This window comes from Caulobacter sp. BK020, from assembly GCF_004342605.1.
In the GTDB taxonomy this organism is placed as follows: Bacteria; Pseudomonadota; Alphaproteobacteria; order Caulobacterales; family Caulobacteraceae; genus Caulobacter.
Window position 1 is genome coordinate 114730 of the sequence record NZ_SLZL01000001.1, and the last position, 17213, is coordinate 131942.

Below are 17213 nucleotides of genomic sequence, written 5' to 3' on the forward strand. Positions count from 1 at the left end.
GTCTAATCTCCTTTGGGCTTACCCGTTTTCGGGCCGCCTTTTGCCTGTTGATTGGCGAGATGCGCTTCCCAGAGGTCTGGACGCCGCTCGCGGGTGGTCTCTTCACGCATACTGCGCCGCCACTGGGCCACCTTCTTGTGGTCGCCCGACAGCAGCACCTCGGGGATGTCGAGCCCTTCGAACGTCCGCGGCCTAGTGTACTGCGGATGCTCAAGGAGCCCGTCCTCGAAGCTTTCTTCCTGCGTGCTCTCGAAATTGCCCAGAACCCCTGGAGCCAATCGAACGCACGCCTCGATCACGACCATCGCCGCTGCTTCACCACCGGCAAGAACAGCGTCTCCGACCGAGACCTCCTCGAACCCCCGGGCGTCGAGCACCCGCTGGTCCACCCCCTCGAAACGGCCGCACAGGACGATGACGCCCGGCGCCTTGGCCCATTCCTTGACGCGCGCCTGGGTCAGGGGCCGACCCCGGGCGCTCATGTACAAAAGCGGCCGCCCACCGACGTCCACGCTGTCCAGCGCGGCGGCGATGACGTCCGCTTTCAATACCGCTCCCACGCCGCCACCCGCGGGGGTGTCGTCGAGGAAGCCGCGCTTATCCTTGGAAAACCCCCGAATGTCCAGTGTTTCCAAACGCCACAGGTCCTGTTCCTTCCACGACGTGCCGATCAGCGAGACGCCGAGCGGGCCGGGAAAGGCCTCGGGGAACATGGTCAGGACGGTGGCGGTGAACGGCATGAGCGCTGCATAGCGCTCTCCACCCTTAAAAACGAGAGGGCCGTCGAAACGAGAGGCTGGGCCTCCCGCCTAGGCCAGGGTGGTCTTGGGCAGCGGTTTGCCGGCTTCGGCGGGCATCAGCGGCGGGGTCAGCTTGACCGGCTCGCTGGTCGGTCGGGCGGGCGGCGCGACGTGGCGCACGGGAGCCACGGCGAGGACGGTGGCGGTGGTCAGGGTCGCGGCGACGAGCGCCGTACCGACACGGATCTTCTTCCATGAAACCATGGGCCAGGGTCTTCCTGTGTTTCGGGTCGTTCGAACCAAAGCCCGGGAAAGGAGGAGGTTCCCGTTTTTGCGGCGCAGGCGAACCCCCTGCCTCTAGGCGAGGCAATTGACCTCGCCAAGGCGGCAATACGACGCGTTCGCCGCAATTGGCCGACCGCCGTTTTTGCGGGCGCCCGCCGCCAACGGATGTCAGCAGCCGGTCATCAAGGTCCGATTTCCGCGAGACGGCCGGGCCGCGATTGCCGATAGTCCGCCCGCCTGCCCTCCCGGAGCCGCCGCCATGACCACGACCGCCGACCGCTTCCACGCCCTGCACGCCGGCCCCGACGTACTGCTGCTGCCCAACGCCTGGGACGCCGCCAGCGCCGCCCTGATGGCCGACGCGGGCGCCAAGGCCGTGGCCACCTCCAGCGCCGCGGTGGCCTGGGCGCGGGGCTATGCCGACGGCGACGCCGTTCCGGTGGCGGCCGTCGTCGACACCATCGCCAGCATCGCCCGGGTGGTGTCGGTTCCGGTCTCCGCCGACATCGAGGGCGGCTACACCGACGACCTGCCGACCCTGGCGGAGACCATCAAGGCCGTGATCGGGGCCGGCGCCGTGGGAATCAATTTCGAGGACGGCCGGCGCGATCCGGGCCTGCACGCCCGCAAGATCCAGACGGTCCGCGCCACCGCCGACCAGGCCGGTGTCAAGCTGTTCATCAACGCCCGCACCGACGTCTATCTGGCCAAGCTGGCCGAGGGCGAGGCGGCCCTGGCCGAAACCCTGCGCCGCGCGGCGCTGTACGCCGAGGCCGGGGCCAGCGGGATCTTCGTGCCCCTGCCGATCGAGGAAGACCTGCTGTCCAGGCTGGCGGCAGGCGTCTCCCTGCCGCTCAACGTCATGGGCCGCCCGGGCATGCCGTCGGCCCAGCGACTGGGCGAACTGGGCGTGCGCCGCCTGAGCTCGGCCACCAGCCCGTTCAACGCCGCCTATGGCGCGATGCTGACGGGCACTCGCGTCTTTCTCCTGGACGGAGACACCGCGGGATACGCGATCTATGGCAAGGACCTGCCCAACCTGAACGTCCGGTTCGGCTAGGTTCGGCGTCTGGGGTGTTTCCGGCTCCCCCGCGACCGCTTATCTTCCCGGCCATGACCGACACGCTCGCGCCCGATTCCGCCGCCCTTCCCGAGGCCGACCGTCCCCTGACCCAGGACGGACCGGCCGTCCGGCTGTTCCTGGTCGACGGCTCGGCCTATCTGTTCCGCGCCTATCACGCCCTGCCGCCGCTGACCCGCAAGAGCGACGGCCTGCCGGTGGGCGCCGTCCAGGGCTTCTGCAACATGCTGTGGAAGCTGATGCGCGACATGCAGGGCGACGCGCCCACCCACCTGGCGGTGATCTGGGACCATTCGGAAAAGACGTTCCGCAACAATCTCTACGACCAGTACAAGGCCCATCGGCCGCCGCCGCCCGAGGATCTGATCCCGCAGTTCCCGCTGGTGCGCGAGGCCACCCGCGCCTTCGGCGTCCCGGCCATCGAGCTGCCCGGCTACGAGGCCGACGACCTGATCGCCGCCTATGCCTGCCGCGTGCGCGAGCAGGGCGGCGAGACGGTGATCGTCTCGTCGGACAAGGACCTGATGCAGCTGGTTGGCGAGGGCGTGTCGATGTTCGACCCAATGAAGGGCGTGCGCATCGACCGCGAGCAGGTGTTCGAGAAGTTCGGCGTCTATCCCGAGCGGGTGGTCGACGTGCAGTCGCTGTGCGGCGACAGCGTCGACAACGTCCCCGGCGCGCCCGGCATCGGCATCAAGACCGCCGCCCAGCTGATCAACGAGTACGGCGACCTCGACACCCTGTTGGCGAAAGCCGGCGAGATCAAGCAGCCCAAGCGCCGCGAGACCCTGATCGAATACGCCGACCAGATCCGGCTGTCGCGCGCCCTGGTCAAGCTGGACTGCGACACGCCCCTGCCCGAGCCGATCGACGACCTGGTGGTGCGCGAGCCGGACAAGCAGGTGCTGGCCGACTTCCTGGAGACCATGGAGTTCCGTTCACTGGCCCGCCGGGTCGGCGACGGCAACGCCGCCGCCGCGCCGCGCACCCTTGGCCCATCTGGGGACCGCCCGCCCGCCCAGCCCACCGCGCCGGTGCTGTCGGTGTCGTACGGCCGTCCGGTCGAGCGCGCGACGACCCAGGCCGTGACCATCGACCATGCCGCCTATGTCTGCGTCCGCGACCTGGAAACCCTGAACGCCTGGGTCGCAAAGGCCACAGCCAAGGGGATCGTCGCCTTCGACACCGAGACCGACGCCCTGTCGTCGGCCACCGCCGGCCTGTGCGGCGTGTCGCTGGCCATCGCGCCGGGCGAGGCCTGCTACATCCCCGTGGGCCACTGCGAGAAGGACGGCCTGGCCCTGGAGGCCGCCGCCGACCTGGTCCAGATCCCCCTGGAAGACGCGATCGCCGCCCTCAAGCCGCTGCTGGAGGACCCGGCGGTGCTGAAGGTGGCCCAGAACGCCAAGTACGACATCGCCGTCCTGGCCCGCCACGGGATCGCGGTGGGCCCGATCGAGGACACCATGCTGATCAGCTACGTGCTGGAGGCGGGCCTGCACGGCCACGGCATGGACGAGCTGTCGGAGCTGTGGCTAGGCCACAAGCCGATCCCGTTCAAGCAGGTGGCGGGCTCGGGCAAGGGCCAGATCAGTTTCAAGCACGTGGCGCTCGACCAGGCCACGGCCTACGCCGCCGAGGACGCCGACGTCACCCTGCGGCTCTACGAGGTGCTCAAGCCCAGGCTGGCGCGCGAGGGCCTGCTGACGGTCTATGAGACCCTGGAGCGCCCCCTGCCCGCCGTGCTGGCGGCGATGGAGAACGAAGGCGTGCGGGTCGATCCGGAGACCCTGCGCCGGCTCTCCAACGAGTTCTCGATGCGCATGGCCCAGTTCGAGGCGCGGGCCCAGGAGCTGGTCGGCCGGCCGTTCAACCTGGGCAGCCCCAAGCAGATCGGCGACGTGCTGTTCGGCGAGATGCAGCTGAAGGGCGGCAAGAAGACCGCCACCGGCCAGTGGTCGACCGACAGCGACGTGCTGGAGGCCCTGGCCAACGAGCACGAGCTGCCCCGCGTGCTGCTGGACTGGCGCCAACTGTCCAAGCTGAAGGGCACCTATACCGAGAACCTGATCGCGGCCATCGCGCCGGGTGGCGAGAATCGGATCCACACCTCCTACGCCCTGGCCTCGACCACGACCGGCCGCCTGTCGTCGTCGGATCCCAACCTGCAGAACATCCCGATCCGCACCGAGGAGGGCCGCAAGATCCGCAAGGCCTTCGTGGCCGCGCCGGGCAAGGTGCTGATCAGCGCCGACTACAGCCAGATCGAGCTGCGCCTGCTGGCCCACATCGGCGACATCCCCCAGCTGAAGAAGGCCTTCCAGGAGGGCCTGGACATCCACGCCATGACCGCGTCGGAAATGTTCAACACGCCGATCGAGGGCATGCCCAGCGAGGTGCGCCGCCGGGCCAAGGCGATCAATTTCGGCATCGTCTACGGCATCTCGGCGTTCGGCCTGGCCAACCAGCTGTCGATCCCGCAAGGCGAGGCCGGGGCCTATATCAAGACCTATTTCGAGCGCTTCCCCGGCATCCAGGCCTATATGGAGGCGACCAAGGCCTTCGTGCGCGAGCACGGCTACGTCACCACCATCTTCGGGCGCAAGATCAACATCCCCGACATCGGCGGCAAGTCGGTGGCCCACCGGCAGTTCGCCGAGCGGGCGGCGATCAACGCCCCGATCCAGGGTGCGGCCGCCGACGTCATGCGCCGGGCCATGATCCGCATGCCGGGCGCGCTGAAGGCGGCGGGGCTGTCGAGCAGGATGCTGCTGCAGGTGCACGACGAACTGGTGTTCGAGGCGCCGGAAGCCGAGGCCGAGGCCACGATCAAGGTCGCCCGCGAGATCATGCAGGGCGCGGCCGAGCCGGCCGTGGCGATCTCGGTGCCGCTGACGGTCGAGGCGCGGGCCGCCGTCAACTGGGACGAGGCCCACTAAAACGAAAATTTTTCGCGGCATGGAAATCGCCACCACAGGTAGAGCGCTCTCGCTTGCGGGGCGCCTACGCCTTTGACCGTACAATCTTGGATAGGAGCGCGCGGCGGAGGACAGGCGCACGTTCCTTCTGCCTGCGACCTTGCGCCACAGTACAGTTAAGCCCGTGGAAACCCTGGCCCGGCCACAGAGAAGACGTGCGACGCGCGCTTCTGGCTGCCGCTTAAATACCTGTGGTCCAAGAGTTTTTGCGTCGCGATCTCAAGAGGAGCGCGCCCATGAACTTCGGCGATCTGAAAATCCCCCATAAGCTCATGGCGGTGTTCGCCGTGATGCTTTCGGCGATCGCGGTGATGGGCGTGACCCTGTTCGTCAACCAGACGAAATACGAAGCCTCGATCCAGCGCACCGAACGCGCCTATCTGTCGTTGCGCGCCGCCGACACGGCCGCCTTCCGCCTGACCCGCCAGGAGAACTCGCTGCGCGGCTTCCTGCTGTCGGGCGACGAATATTACGTCAAGCGCCTGGAAGAGGCCCACAAGCCGAAGTTCCTGGCCGCCCTGGAGCAGCTGCGCGCCCTGGCCCAGGGCGACGAGGCCCAGCTGGCCCGGATCGCCGCCGTCGAGACGGCCTATGCCGACTATCGCAAGGCCGCCATCGAGCCCGGCGAGACCCTGGCCCGCGATCCGGCCACCCACCAGCAGGCCGTCGACCTGGTCAAGCACGACGGCGTCGCCGACCAGTCGGTCTCGGTGGTCGAGGACGACATCGAGCTGATCGTCAAGAATTCCGAAGCCGTCGTCGCCGCCGAAGCCGCGGCCCAGAAGAAGTCCGCGCTCGAGGCGCGCCTGACCCTGGCGATCGGCATCGGCGTCGCCATCGCCATCGCCCTGGGCGGCGGGCTGCTGCTGTCAGGCGTCATCGCCGCGCCGGTGACGGCCATGACGGCGGCCATGCGCCGCCTGGCCTCGGGCGACAACGGCGTGGGCATTCCGGCGACCGACCGCAAGGACGAGATCGGCCAGATGGCCGCCGCCGTCGCCACCTTCAAGGAAGCCGCGATCGCCAAGATCCGCCTGGAAGCGGTCGCCGAGCAGACCCGCCTGGCCGCCGAGAGCGAGCGCGCCGCCAATGACGACGAGCGCCGCGTGGTCGCCGCCGAGCAGAGCGCCGTCGTCGACGAGCTGGCCTCCAGCCTGGCGCGCCTGGCCCAGGGCGACCTGACCTGCCGCATCGACGCCGAGTTCGCCGGCCGCTATCGCCAGCTGCGCGAGGACTTCAACCTGGCGGTCGAGAAGCTGCGCGAGGCCATGGGGGCGATCATCGTCTCCACCAAGGGCGTGCGCAGCGGCTCCGACGAGATCGCCGACGCCTCCGACAGCCTGGCCCGCCGCACCGAGCAGCAGGCCGCCTCGCTGGAAGAGACCGCCGCCGCCCTGGACGAGATCACCGCCACGGTCCGCAAGACCGCGTCCGGCGCCAAGGAGGCCTCCACTGTGGTCGCCACCGCCCGCACCGACGCCGAGGAGTCCGGCCGGATCGTCGGCCAGGCGGTCCGCGCCATGACCGAGATCGAGACTTCCTCGGCCCAGGTCAGCCAGATCATCGGCGTGATCGACGAGATCGCCTTCCAGACCAACCTGCTGGCCCTCAACGCCGGGGTCGAGGCCGCCCGGGCCGGCGACGCGGGCCGCGGCTTCGCGGTCGTGGCCCAGGAAGTCCGCGCCCTGGCCCAGCGCTCGGCCGAGGCGGCCAAGGAGATCAAGACCCTGATCTCGACCTCCACCCAGCAGGTCGAGGCCGGCGTCGACCTGGTCGGCCAGACGGGCAAGGCGTTGCAGCGCATCGTCACCCAGGTGGCCTCGATCGACGGCCTGGTCACCGAGATCGCCGCCTCGGCCGTCGAGCAGTCGACCGGCCTGCAGGAGGTCAACAAGGCCGTGAACCAGATGGACCAGGTGGTGCAGCAAAACGCCGCCATGGTCGAGGAAGCGACGGCGGCCAGCCACTCGCTGAAGAACGAGGCCAACCAGCTGGCGGCCCTGGTCGACCGCTTCCGGGTCGGCGATGCGTCCGCCACCGCGGTTCGCACCCCCGCCCCGCGGCCGGCCCAGGCCCGCGCCGCGACCGCGGTCCGTCCCGGTCGGAGCGGCGGCGCCGCCGCCCTGGCGACCAAGGTCGAGGACTGGGAAGAATTCTGATCGACGGCCGCGCGACGATCGGATGAGCAAGGCTCCCCGGACCCGGTCCGGGGAGCCTTCTTCGTTCTAGGCCAGCACCTTTTCGAACGCCTCGCCCGCCTTCAAGGCCGTCTTGGCGCCGAGGATGGCGCTGGCGGCCTTGGCGGGGCCCAGGATCGTGCGGCCCAGGCGCCGGAGGTCGCCGATGCTCACCGCGTCCACCGCCTGGGCCAGCTCGGCGGGCGTGTAGAGGCGGTCGAACATCAGGGCCTGGCCGGCCGCCTGCTCGGCGCGCGACAGGGGCTGCTCGCGAGCCATGAACATGTGGGCCTTCAGCTGGGCCTTGGCGCGGGCCAGTTCGGCGTCGTCGATGCGGGCGGCCAGGAGAGCGATCTGCTCGGCGCAGACCTTGGCCGTCTCGGCCGCGTCGCTCGCCGCGCAGCCGGCATAGACCCCCAGGGCCCCGGCGTCGGCGTAGGTGTCGGCATAGGCGTCGATGTTGTAGGCCAGGCCGCGCTTCTCGCGCGCCTCCTGGAACAGCCGCGACGACATCCCCCCGCCCAGGGCCTCGGCGAAGATCCGCAGGGCGAAATAATCGTCCTCGCGGGCGCTGACGGCGGGCAGCATGAACACCAGGTGCGCCTGCTCCAGCTTGCGGGCCTGGCTCTTGCGGCCGCCGACAAAGCTCGCCGGGTCGCTGGCCGCGGCCCCAAGCGTGGAAGGCATCGACCCGAACTCGCGGCGGGCCAGGTCCAGCACCTCGTCCAGCGCGACCGCGCCCGAACAGCTGACGACCAGCCGGTCGGCGGCGTAGAGCTGGCCGCGCCAGTGCGACAGGCCCTCGACCGTCGCGGAATTGACACTGTCGACCGTACCCAGGATCGGCCGGGCCAGGGGATGGTCGCCCCAGGCGGCGGCCTGGACCAGGTCGAACACATAGTCGTCGGGGGCGTCGGCGGCCTCGGCGATCTCCTGGGCCACCACCTGCTTCTCGCGGGTCAGGTCGCCCTCGTCGAGGGTGGGACGCAGGACGAGATCGCTGAGCACGCTCATCCCAAGGTCCAGCCCGCCCTTCAGGGCGCGAACCTGGAAGCTGGTGCGCTCATAGCCGGTGGCGGCGTTGATCTGGCCGCCCTGGGCCTCGATCACCTCGACGATGTCGCGCGAGCTGCGGGCGCCGGCGCCCTTGAACACCATGTGTTCCAAGAGGTGCGACCAGCCCGACCGCGCGGGGTCCTCATAGGCGGCGCCGCGCCCGGCGACAACGGAGAGCGCGATGGTCTCCAGGCCCGGCATCGGGTCATGGACGACGCGGACGCCATTTTCGAGGGTGTGGAGGGTCGTGGTGGCATTCATCTGCTCACGCACATAGCGGGGCGGGGGGCGCGGCGCCAGTGCGGCCGATCGTCGGACGGGGACACGCCCTTGCGGCGTGTCCCCAAGACTGGGCGCTGAGCTAACTGTTGGCGACACGCCGAAGGGCATGTCCCCGGTCGCGGATCACTTGCTGGCGAACACCCGGACGAAGGCCTTCACCGTCTCGGCGTCGGCGGGGAGGCGGTCGAACTTTTCGGGCTTCTTGGAGAGGTCCGGCGTGGCGCGCGGCGTGGCCGGGACGACGCCGGCGGCGGCCGAGACGGCTTCCGGGAACTTGGCCGGGTGGGCGGTGGACAGCACCACGACCGGGGTCGCGGGATCGGCCAGGCGCAGGCCCTGGGCGGCGGCGACGCCGACGGCGGTGTGCGGGTCGATGACCTCGCCGGTCTCGTTCAGGGTCGACAGGATGGTCTTGGCGGTGTCGGGCTCGCTGACCGAGGCGCCCTGGAACAGCTCGCGCATCTTGGCGTGGGCGCTGGGCGGGATGTCCAGCAGGCCCGTGCCGGCGAAGGCGCGGAAGGCGCGTCCGGTCTCGACGCCATCGCGGCCCACGGCCTCGAAATACAGGCGCTCGAAGTTGCTGGCCACCTGGATGTCCATGGCCGGGCTCTGGGTGGCGGCCACGGCGCCGCGCGCGTAGCGGCCCTCCTCGAAGGCCCGGGCCAGGATGTCGTTGGAGTTGGTGGCGGCCACCACGCGGGCAATCGGCAGGCCCATGCGGCTGGCGACATAGGCGGCGTAGGCGTCGCCGAAATTGCCCGTCGGCACCACGAAGGCGACCTTGCGGGCCGGCGCGCCCAGGGCGACGGCGGCGGTGAAGAAATAGACGCTCTGGGCGGCGATCCGCGCCCAGTTGATCGAGTTGACGCCCGACAGGTCGACCGCATGACGGAACTGGTCGTCCTGGAAGGCCTGCTTGACGATGGCCTGGCAGTCGTCGAACGAGCCCTGGATCGAGACGCAGGCGACGTTCTTGTCGGTCGCCGTGGTCATGAACCGGCGCTGGACCTCGCTGATCCGGCCTTCGGGGAACAGGGCCACGATGCGGGCGTTGGAGCGGCCGCGGAACGCCTCGACGGCCGCGCCGCCGGTGTCGCCCGAGGTGGCGCAGATGATGGTCATGGTCCGCGACTGGCGCGACAGCACGTAGTCGTAGAGCCGTCCCAAGAGCTGCATCGCCACGTCCTTGAAGGCCAGGGTCGGACCGTGGAACAGCTCCAGCAGATGGCGGCCGGGCGCCAGCTGCTTCAGCGGGACGACGGCGGCGTGGGCGAAGGTGGCGTAGGCCTCCTCGCACATCTGCAGCAGGTCGTCGGCCGGGATGTCATCGCCGACGAACTTGCCGACCACGGCGGCGGCCACCTGGGCGTACGGCCGGCCGGCGAAGGCGGAGATCTCTTCGGGCGTGAAGGTCGGCCAGCGCTCGGGCACATAGAGGCCGCCGTCGGGGGCGAGGCCCGCCAGGACCGCGTCGAGGAAACCGATCGAGGGGGATTCGCCTCGGGTCGAAACGTAACGCATCAGGGTCTCATCCTCCGCCAGAGCATGGCGGCATAGATAAACAGCAGGGTTACGGCAAGACCGAACCACGTCAGGGCGTATTCGAGGTGCCGATTGGAAATTTCTGCCGGTAGCGGCGCGGGGGTGACGCCGGGCACGGCGGGGGTCGCGGACTCGACCATCAGAATGTACGGCGACAGGCCCACGCGCGTCAGAACCGTCTCGCCATTGGCCCGCCAGCCGCCGAGCTGGTCGTGCAGGACCAGGACGCCGGTCACGTGGGACGGAGCGGCGAACGGCCGGTTCCTGGGCGCGGTCTGGCCTTTCAACGCATCGACCACGCCGAGGTCCAGCCGGATGACGTCATAGGAAGCGTGCGGCGTCCAGCAGATCGCACCGGCCCGCCAGACGATGTCGCCGTCGCGCACACCATAGATCAGCGGCAGGGAGTCGATGCGACGCCGTGTCGGATCCGGCGTGACGCAGTCGGTCGTCACCCGGACCCAGGACACGTCCTCGCCGCGTCGGACGCGCGCGAGCACGGGCGCCAGCGGCTGGGCCGGCGCGCTCTTCAGCAACTCGATCCGGGCCAGCAGATCCTGCTTCCACGCCAGGCGCTTCACCTGCCAGACGCCCAGGCCGCACAGGATGGCGAAGGCGACCAGCGTCGCGATCGTCAGGCCGACGGGGAAGCGACGGTCCTTGGGCGCGCTTCCTAGCGGCTTGGGGGCGTCAGACATCGTGGCGGCCGGCCTCGGCGGCGTGGTTGGCGATGTGGGCGGCGACCATCAGGCCCTTGGCCGGGCGCATCAGGACCAGGCACGCGATCAGGGTCAGCGGCAGCCAGACCACCAGCAGCAGCCAGACCGGCCAGTTGAAGGCGAACATCGAAAACAGCGCCCCGAACGCGCACAGGAAGCCGGCGATCAGGATCACGAAGGTCGCCGCCCCGTCGCCGGTCTCGTGGGCGCCCAGGTCGAAGCCGCAGGCCTCGCAGGTGCGCGAGACCTTCAGGAACCCGTCGAACAGCATCCCCTCCCCGCAGTGGGGGCAACGGCCGGTCGCGCCGGCCAGGTAGGGGTTCACATTGGGCATCGACCTCGTCCTTACCACGGCTGGGAACAGACGCATGCGCCTGTCCCCGAATTCAGCTCCAAAACGAAAAAGGCCCGGAACGCGGTTTGGCGTTCCGGGCCTTCTGGGATCTTCCGATCTAGTGCGGCGAAGCGCCGAAGATCACGTAGACGAAGGCGAACAGGAACAGCCAGACCACGTCCACGAAGTGCCAGTACCAGGCGGCGGCCTCGAACCCGAAGTGCTGCTTGGGGGTGAAGGCGCCGTTCAGCAGCCGGATCAGGCAGACGATCAGGAACAGGGTGCCGACGAACACGTGGAACCCGTGGAAGCCGGTGGCCAGGAAGAAGGTCGAGCCGTAGAGGCCCGAATTGGCGGCCGCTTCCGAGTAGAACAGGTGCTCGTGGTTGATGTGGCTGTACTCGTAGACCTGGATGCAGGTGAACAGCGCGCCCAGCAGGATGGTCAGGATCAGGCCCCACTTGGCGCCCTGGCGGTCGCCCTGCTGCAGGGCGTGGTGCGACCAGGTGATGGTGGTGCCCGACAGCAGCAGGGTCAGGGTGTTGACCAGCGGCAGGTGCCAGGGCGAGACGGTCTCGACGCCGGCCGGCGGCCAGGTGGCCCAGGCCGTGCGGACTTCCTCGATGCCCGACAGGGTGCGGTGATGGTGGAACAGGGCCATCTCGAAGAAGATCCAGAACCACGCCACGAAGAACATCACTTCCGAGGCGATGAACAGCACCATGCCGTAGCGCAGGCCGATCGAGACGACGGGGGTGTGGTCGCCGGCGTTGGCTTCCTTCACCACGTCCCGCCACCAGCCGAACATCGTATAGAGCACGCCGGCGATGCCGGTCGCGAACAGCCACCACTGGCCCTTCTCGATGCCGAAGACGCCGCCCTTGATCCAGGCGATCAGGCCGATGGCCATGACGGTGGCCGAGGCCGAGCCGACGAACGGCCACGGGCTGGGGGGCAGGATGTGATAGTCGTGTTTGACGGCGCCGTGGGCCATGTGCGTGCTAACCCTTTAATCCCTCAAGAGCGTGATCGCCGAGGAAGGAAGCCGTCGCCGGCGGCCCTCACGCTCTCACCCTGTAAATCCAGCGCATCGACCCGGTTCCCCCTGCCGACGCGCCCTGTGTGAAACGCTATAGCGCCCTCGGCGGCTTGCCGCCAAGGGGTTCGACGATGCGCGGCGGACTGTCGGCCTGTTTCGCCCCGGCCGCGTCAGGAACCGCCGGGAAGAAGGTGTAGGACAGCGTGATCGTCGACTTGTCCTTGGTGTCGGCGTCGGTCACGAAGCCGGGGTCGACGAAGTAGACGACCGGGAACTCGACCGTCTGGCCCGGCTCGATCGTCTGGTTGGAGAAGCAGAAGCATTCCAGCTTCTGGAAATAGGCGCCGGCCTGCTCGGGCACGACGTTGTAGAGCGCCCGGCCGGTCATCGGCTTGTCGCCCCTGTTGGTCACCTTGAAGAAGGCTAGGCCCGTATCGCCGATGCGGACCTCCTGGCTGGTCTGCATGGGCTGGAAGTCCCAGGGCAGGGTCCGGACGTTGGCGTCGAAGCGGACCTCGACCTTGCGGTCCAGCACCTTGGTCGGCTTGGTCACCGCCTTGCGGACCGTGCCGTCGAAGCCGGTGGCCTGGCAGAACAGCTTGTACAGCGGCACCGCGGCATAGGCCGCCCCGACCATGCCGAAGAAGGCCAGGCCGCAGATCACCGCGACCTTCAGGTGGCCCCGCCCCTTCGGCCTGGGCCCGACGCCGACCCGGTTGTCGGCCTCGATCTTGGCCAGGTCCTCTGGCGAGAGGCCAGTCTCGGAAGGGGGCCTAGAAGTGGGGGCCAACATTGCCTCCCAGCTTCACGACGGTGACCACGAACACCAGGATGACGAAGGCCGCCAGGCCAAGGCCCAGGGCGATGTTGCGGCCGCCGCGCGCCTTGGCGGCGGGATCGACGTCCTTCCGGGGCTTGGGCGAGGTCATAGCAGCAGCTCCACGACTTTCAGGGCGGGCAAGCCCAGCACCGCCTCGGCCAGCAAGGCCGCGAACAGGGCGAACAGGTAGAGGATCGAGAAGGCGAACAGGTTGCGGGCGTGTCGAGCATCACCTCCCAAGCGTTCCTTGGCCGGCTTGCCGCGCTTTGCGACCGCGTCGCCGACCTCGTAGAGGTCGCGGTCGGCTGGACGTGGGTCGGCGGCGTCGCCGGCCGTGCTGGCGAACACCCGCCAGGCCAGGGTCAGGAACACCAGCCCGCCCAGGCCCGAGACCGCCAGGTACAGCCCGCCGCCCAGGCCGGTGAACACCGGGGCGAGGCAGATCGGGATCAGGACCAGGCTGTAGAGCAGGATCTGCCGGCGGGTCTCCTTGGCGCCCTTGACCACCGGCAGCATCGGCACGCCGGCCTTGGCGTAGTCGGTGGCGATGTACAGCGACAGGGCCCAGAAGTGCGGCGGGGTCCACAGGAAGATGATCAGCACCATCAGCCAGGCGTTCAGCGGCGCGTGGCCCGTGGCCGCGGCCCAGCCGATGGCCGGGGGCAAGGCGCCGGCCAGGCCGCCGATGACGATGTTCTGGGCCGTCCAGCGCTTGAGCCACATGGTGTAGACCACCGCGTAGAACACGATGGTGAAGGCCAGCAGGCCGGCGGCCAGCCAGTTGATCGCCATGCCCATCAGCATGACCGACAGCAGGCTCAGCACCACGCCCAGGGTGGCGGCTTCCTCGCCCTTGACCAGGCCGGCGGGCACCGGACGGCCACGGGTGCGGCGCATCTTGGCGTCGATGTCGGCGTCGTACCACATGTTCAGGGCGCCCGAGGCCCCCGCCCCGACGGCGATGCAGAACACCGCCACCGCGCCCAGCAGCGGATGGATCGGGGTGCGGGCGGCCAGCAGGCCCGTGAGCGCGGTGAAGACCACCAGCGACATCACCCGCGGCTTCAGCAGCTGGAAATAGTCCTGCCAACGGGCGTGGCGGACCGTGGCGGTCGCCGCGTCGTCGGGGGTCAGGACATCTCCGGAGAGCGCTGGGGTGCGGGCCATTTTACTTAAGGGTTCGGGTCTTGATGGGCGAAGGGCGCGGACTGGATTCTCATCCGGCCCGCGCCCCCGCGTCTTGCGTATCTAGTCTACCAGATTCAGTGGCTGTCGGCCTTGATGACCGGCGGATCGCTGAACTGGTGGAACGGCGGCGGCGAGGACAGGGTCCATTCCAGGGTGGTGGCGCCTTCGCCCCACGGATTGGCCTCGGCCTTGCGGCGGCGGACGGCGGCTTCCAGCAGGATCACCAGGAACACCACCACGCCCACGGCCGTGATCGCGTAGCCGACCGACGAGACGTAGTTCCAGTGCGCGAAAGCGGCCGGATAGTCCACGTAGCGGCGCGGCATGCCCTGCAGGCCCAGGAAGTGCTGCGGGAAGAAGATCAGGTTGACGCCGACGAACATGATCCAGAACTGCACGCAGCCCAGGAACTCGTTGTACTTCACGCCCCACATCTTCTCGAACCAGTAGAAGAAGCCGGCGAAGATGGCGAACACCGCGCCCAGCGACAGCACGTAATGGAAGTGGGCGACGACGTAGTAGGTGTCGTGCAGGCTGTAGTCGATGCCGGCGTTCGACAAGACCACGCCGGTCACGCCGCCGACGGTGAACAGGAAGATGAAGCCGATCGCCCACAGCATGGGCGTCTTGAAGCTGATCGAGCCGCCCCACATCGTGGCGATCCACGAGAAGATCTTCACGCCGGTCGGCACCGCGATGACCATCGTGGCGGCCACGAAATAGGCGCGCAGGTTGATGCTCATGCCGACGGTGTACATGTGGTGGGCCCACACGATGAAGCCGACGAAGCCGATGGCGACCATGGCGTAGGCCATCGCCAGGTAGCCGAAGATCGGCTTCTTGGAGAAGGTCGAGACGATGTGGCTGATGATGCCGAAGCCCGGCAGGATCAGGATGTACACTTCCGGGTGGCCGAAGAACCAGAACAGGTGCTGGAACATGACGGGGTCGCCGCCGGCGGCCGGGTCGAAGAAGTGGGTGCCGAAGTTGCGGTCGGTCAGCAGCATGGTGATGGCGCCGGCCAGGACGGGCAGCGACAGCAGCAGCAGGAAGGCGGTGATCAGCACCGACCAGGCGAACAGCGGCATGCGGTGCAGGGTCATGCCCGGCGCGCGCATGTTGAAGATCGTGGTGATGAAGTTGATCGCGCCGAGGATCGACGAGGCGCCGGCCAGGTGGAGGGCCAGGATCGCCAGGTCCATCGACGGGCCGGTGTGACCGGTGGTCGACAGCGGCGGATAGATCGTCCAGCCGCCGCCGAAGCCGCGGCCCGGGCCGCCGTCGACGAACATCGAGGTCAGCAGCAGCACCCAGGCGGCGACCAGCAGCCAGAACGAGATGTTGTTCATCCGCGGGAAGGCCATGTCCGGCGCGCCGATCATGATCGGCACGAACCAGTTGCCGAAGCCGCCGATCATCGCCGGCATGACCATGAAGAAGATCATGATCAGGGCGTGGGCGGTGACGACGGCGTTGTAGCCGTGCTTGGACTGCTCGATCAGGCCCAGCAGGCTGACCGACGAGTTGGGACCGAAGATCTGGATGCCCGGCTCGGCCAGTTCCCAGCGGATCAGGCCCGACAGCGCGCCGCCCACCAGGCCCGCCATGATGGCGAACAGGATGTAGAGCGTGCCGATGTCCTTGTGGTTGGTCGAGAAGAACCAGCGCTGGAAGAACGGCGGCTTGTGGTCGGCGTCGTCGTGGCCGTGGGTGTCGATGTCAGCGGCGTGAGCCATCGGACTTAATCCTGCAATCGTATCTTAGGCCGCCGGCGCGGCGGGGGCCGCGGCCGGAGCGGAAGCGGGGGCGGCGGCCGGCGTCGCGGCGGCCGGAGCGGCGGCGCCCGCGGCGGGGGCCGGAGCGGCCGCGGCGGTCGCGGCCGGCGCGGGCGAGGTCTTGGACTTCACCCAGGCGTCGAAGTCGGCCTGGCTGACGACGTGGATCTCGATGGGCATGTTCGAGTGGTCGACGCCGCAGAGCTCCGAGCACTGGCCGTAATAGACGCCGATCTTGTCGGCCTTGAACCAGGTCTCGTTCAGGCGGCCGGGGATGGCGTCGGTCTTCAGGCCGAAGGCCGGCAGGGCGAAGGCGTGGATCACGTCGGCGCCGGTGACCTGCACGCGGATCACCTGGTTGACCGGCACCACCATCGGCTTGTCGGCGGCCAGCAGGTAGGGCACGCCCTTGGCGTCGGCCTCTTCCTTCTTCAGCGGCACCGAGGTGATCTCGCTGATCTTCTGGTCGGGATATTCATAGCCCCAGTACCACTGGTAGCCGGTGGCCTTCACCGTCAGGTACGGCTTGGGCATGTCGTTGTAGGCGAACAGCAGCCGGAACGAGAAGATGGCGATGATCATCAGGATCAGCACCGGGCCGATCGTCCAGATGATCTCGACCGTGGTGTTGTGGCTGAACTTGGCCGGGACCGGGTTGGCCTTGGCGTTGTAGCGGATGACGATCCAGACCAGCAGGCCCAGCACCAGCAGGGTGATGGCCGTGATGATCGGCATCAGGACGTGGTTGTGGAAGCCGATCGCCTCGTACTTCAGCGGGGAAGCCGCCTTCTGGAGGTCGATCGCGCCGGGGGTCGGTTGACCCAGCAGTTCGGTGCCCTTGGCGAGGGCCTCCCCCGCGAACACGCCCGAAAGGGCCATCGTCGTGGCGGCGACGGCGGCTACGCCCGTCAACTTCCGCCGCATCCCCTGAATTTGCGCCTTCATATCCCTCACGGCCCGTTTCGGCGGCGATTTGGCGTCGCGATCAACCCCACGCCGCGCCGACATGCACAATACGACCAGCGACACGGGACTTAGGCAATCGACTTCGTCAGGCGACGGGAATCGAGCGCGAGGTCCCGGCGTCTCTGGCCGGTCGCTGGCGTGCATACGCGCTCCAATCCCCGTTGCCAAGCGCCAGAGGCGTTCGCCAGGACGCCTTGCGCGGGCCTGAGGCGCCACACCTGCGAACCGCTC

15 protein-coding genes are annotated in these 17213 nt (G+C 68.7%); 3 read left to right on the forward strand and 12 right to left on the reverse strand.

Features of this window, described 5'->3' with window-relative positions; translation table 11 throughout:
- Positions 1-2 precede the first annotated feature (2 nt).
- Both trmD and EV278_RS00620 read right to left on the reverse strand, forming a co-directional pair.
- Positions 3-740, reverse strand: a complete 738-nt coding sequence (trmD, locus tag EV278_RS00615; RefSeq protein ID WP_132085640.1) for a tRNA (guanosine(37)-N1)-methyltransferase TrmD — start codon at positions 738-740, stop codon at positions 3-5.
- Between the two features lie 69 nt (positions 741-809).
- Positions 810-1004, reverse strand: coding sequence for a hypothetical protein (locus EV278_RS00620; RefSeq protein WP_132085642.1), 195 nt, complete (start codon positions 1002-1004; stop codon positions 810-812).
- 280 nt (positions 1005-1284) lie between these two features.
- Here EV278_RS00620 and EV278_RS00625 point away from each other — a divergent pair, with 280 nt between their 5' ends.
- The 3 genes from EV278_RS00625 to EV278_RS00635 all read left to right on the forward strand — a co-directional run bounded on the left by EV278_RS00625 (position 1285) and on the right by EV278_RS00635 (position 7243).
- The gene (locus EV278_RS00625) at positions 1285-2085 is read left to right on the forward strand and encodes an isocitrate lyase/phosphoenolpyruvate mutase family protein (protein WP_132085644.1); all 801 of its coding nucleotides are present in this window, start codon (positions 1285-1287) and stop codon (positions 2083-2085) included.
- A gap of 53 nt (positions 2086-2138) precedes the next feature.
- Positions 2139-5045, forward strand: coding sequence for a DNA polymerase I (gene polA, locus EV278_RS00630; protein WP_132085646.1), 2907 nt, complete (start codon positions 2139-2141; stop codon positions 5043-5045).
- A gap of 275 nt (positions 5046-5320) precedes the next feature.
- Positions 5321-7243 (forward strand): methyl-accepting chemotaxis protein, encoded by a 1923-nt coding sequence (locus tag EV278_RS00635; RefSeq protein ID WP_132085648.1) that lies wholly within the window; start codon positions 5321-5323, stop codon positions 7241-7243.
- 66 nt (positions 7244-7309) lie between these two features.
- Here the strand turns inward: EV278_RS00635 and EV278_RS00640 are convergent, their stop codons facing one another.
- The 10 genes from EV278_RS00640 to coxB all read right to left on the reverse strand — a co-directional run bounded on the left by EV278_RS00640 (position 7310) and on the right by coxB (position 16961).
- The gene (locus tag EV278_RS00640) at positions 7310-8578 is read right to left on the reverse strand and encodes a pitrilysin family protein (RefSeq protein WP_132085650.1); all 1269 of its coding nucleotides are present in this window, start codon (positions 8576-8578) and stop codon (positions 7310-7312) included.
- Between the two features lie 144 nt (positions 8579-8722).
- A complete protein-coding gene (gene thrC, locus EV278_RS00645) occupies positions 8723-10120 on the reverse strand; it encodes a threonine synthase (RefSeq protein ID WP_132085652.1) in 1398 nt (465 codons plus the stop codon).
- A complete protein-coding gene (locus EV278_RS00650; RefSeq protein ID WP_132085654.1) occupies positions 10120-10839 on the reverse strand; it encodes an SURF1 family cytochrome oxidase biogenesis protein in 720 nt (239 codons plus the stop codon). Before EV278_RS00650 ends, thrC begins: the two co-directional genes overlap by 1 nt.
- Positions 10832-11194 carry a DUF983 domain-containing protein gene (locus tag EV278_RS00655; protein ID WP_132085656.1) on the reverse strand — a complete coding sequence of 121 codons (363 nt, stop codon included), beginning with the start codon at positions 11192-11194 and terminating at the stop codon, positions 10832-10834. Before EV278_RS00655 ends, EV278_RS00650 begins: the two co-directional genes overlap by 8 nt.
- Positions 11195-11312: 118 nt before the next feature.
- Positions 11313-12188 (reverse strand): cytochrome c oxidase subunit 3, encoded by an 876-nt coding sequence (locus tag EV278_RS00660; protein ID WP_132085658.1) that lies wholly within the window; start codon positions 12186-12188, stop codon positions 11313-11315.
- 136 nt (positions 12189-12324) lie between these two features.
- Entirely contained in the window at positions 12325-12963 is a 639-nt protein-coding gene (locus EV278_RS00665) for a cytochrome c oxidase assembly protein (protein ID WP_279389361.1), read from the reverse strand.
- A gap of 43 nt (positions 12964-13006) precedes the next feature.
- Positions 13007-13162, reverse strand: coding sequence for a hypothetical protein (locus EV278_RS23865; protein ID WP_165916481.1), 156 nt, complete (start codon positions 13160-13162; stop codon positions 13007-13009).
- Positions 13159-14220, reverse strand: coding sequence for a heme o synthase (locus EV278_RS00670; RefSeq protein WP_165916482.1), 1062 nt, complete (start codon positions 14218-14220; stop codon positions 13159-13161). Before EV278_RS00670 ends, EV278_RS23865 begins: the two co-directional genes overlap by 4 nt.
- A gap of 95 nt (positions 14221-14315) precedes the next feature.
- Positions 14316-15977: a cytochrome c oxidase subunit I gene (gene ctaD / locus EV278_RS00675; RefSeq protein ID WP_132085662.1), complete on the reverse strand. Its 1662-nt coding sequence runs from the start codon at positions 15975-15977 to the stop codon at positions 14316-14318.
- A 24-nt stretch (positions 15978-16001) separates the two neighbouring features.
- On the reverse strand, positions 16002-16961 hold the full coding sequence (coxB, locus tag EV278_RS00680) for a cytochrome c oxidase subunit II (protein ID WP_132085664.1): 960 nt from the start codon (positions 16959-16961) through the stop codon (positions 16002-16004).
- Positions 16962-17213 lie beyond the last annotated feature (252 nt).

Bases quoted from the DNA above. Each gene is read 5' to 3' on its own strand.
- EV278_RS00625 (WP_132085644.1), top strand. From the start codon at position 1,285: ATGACCACGACCGCCGACCGCTTCCACGCCCTGCACGCCGGCCCCGAC.
- EV278_RS00650 (WP_132085654.1), bottom strand. From the start codon at position 10,839: ATGTCTGACGCCCCCAAGCCGCTAGGAAGCGCGCCCAAGGACCGTCGC.
- EV278_RS00620 (WP_132085642.1), bottom strand. From the start codon at position 1,004: ATGGTTTCATGGAAGAAGATCCGTGTCGGTACGGCGCTCGTCGCCGCG.
- coxB (WP_132085664.1), bottom strand. From the start codon at position 16,961: ATGAAGGCGCAAATTCAGGGGATGCGGCGGAAGTTGACGGGCGTAGCC.
- EV278_RS00655 (WP_132085656.1), bottom strand. From the start codon at position 11,194: ATGCCCAATGTGAACCCCTACCTGGCCGGCGCGACCGGCCGTTGCCCC.
- trmD (WP_132085640.1), bottom strand. From the start codon at position 740: ATGCCGTTCACCGCCACCGTCCTGACCATGTTCCCCGAGGCCTTTCCC.
- EV278_RS00660 (WP_132085658.1), bottom strand. From the start codon at position 12,188: ATGGCCCACGGCGCCGTCAAACACGACTATCACATCCTGCCCCCCAGC.
- thrC (WP_132085652.1), bottom strand. From the start codon at position 10,120: ATGCGTTACGTTTCGACCCGAGGCGAATCCCCCTCGATCGGTTTCCTC.
- ctaD (WP_132085662.1), bottom strand. From the start codon at position 15,977: ATGGCTCACGCCGCTGACATCGACACCCACGGCCACGACGACGCCGAC.
- EV278_RS00635 (WP_132085648.1), top strand. From the start codon at position 5,321: ATGAACTTCGGCGATCTGAAAATCCCCCATAAGCTCATGGCGGTGTTC.
- EV278_RS23865 (WP_165916481.1), bottom strand. From the start codon at position 13,162: ATGACCTCGCCCAAGCCCCGGAAGGACGTCGATCCCGCCGCCAAGGCG.
- polA (WP_132085646.1), top strand. From the start codon at position 2,139: ATGACCGACACGCTCGCGCCCGATTCCGCCGCCCTTCCCGAGGCCGAC.
- EV278_RS00670 (WP_165916482.1), bottom strand. From the start codon at position 14,220: ATGGCCCGCACCCCAGCGCTCTCCGGAGATGTCCTGACCCCCGACGAC.
- EV278_RS00640 (WP_132085650.1), bottom strand. From the start codon at position 8,578: ATGAATGCCACCACGACCCTCCACACCCTCGAAAATGGCGTCCGCGTC.